The sequence below is a fragment of the Vibrio genomosp. F6 genome (genome assembly GCF_005146325.1).
Classification (GTDB): Bacteria; Pseudomonadota; Gammaproteobacteria; order Enterobacterales; family Vibrionaceae; genus Vibrio; species Vibrio cortegadensis.
The window spans coordinates 1-352 of record NZ_SYUT01000065.1 but is presented as its reverse complement, the minus strand read 5'-3'; the positions used below and the strand labels follow the sequence as shown (position 1 = coordinate 352).

General features: G+C 39.2%; 1 protein-coding gene. It reads right to left on the bottom strand.

Features of this window, described 5'->3' with window-relative positions:
* Positions 1–60: 60 nt before the first annotated feature.
* On the bottom strand, positions 61–300 hold the full coding sequence (locus tag FCV43_RS18395; protein WP_136995983.1) for a hypothetical protein: 240 nt from the start codon (positions 298–300) through the stop codon (positions 61–63).
* Positions 301–352 lie beyond the last annotated feature (52 nt).

Genomic DNA, 352 nt, shown 5'->3' with positions numbered 1-352 from the left:
ATTGTTTGTTAGTTGCGTTACTTGCCACAAGCACTGTCCTTACAAGCACCAAGTAATGTATTAATCTAAATGATCTGGTGTGTGGAGATTCGTACCACACTCTTTACACTTATAATCACCTGTCGGTTCACCTTCCATCAGAGCACTAGCTATTGCAGCGAATAGACCAGAGAAGAAACCTTTGATTTCTGTTTCTTTGCTTTCGTCTGACTTAGTGAAACTTTGATACCTATGAAGAGTTATCTCTTTGCAGTTACAACAGAAAGCTTTTGTTTCTTCAGAACCGTAAGTTTGAACCATTTCTACTACCTCGAAAATGCTAATTCACCGCCTAGCAACTAACGCCCAATTA

What these genes read in the sequence shown, in the direction of transcription:
- FCV43_RS18395 (WP_136995983.1), bottom strand. Translation starts at nt 300, where the DNA reads ATGGTTCAAACTTACGGTTCTGAAGAAACAAAAGCTTTCTGTTGTAAC.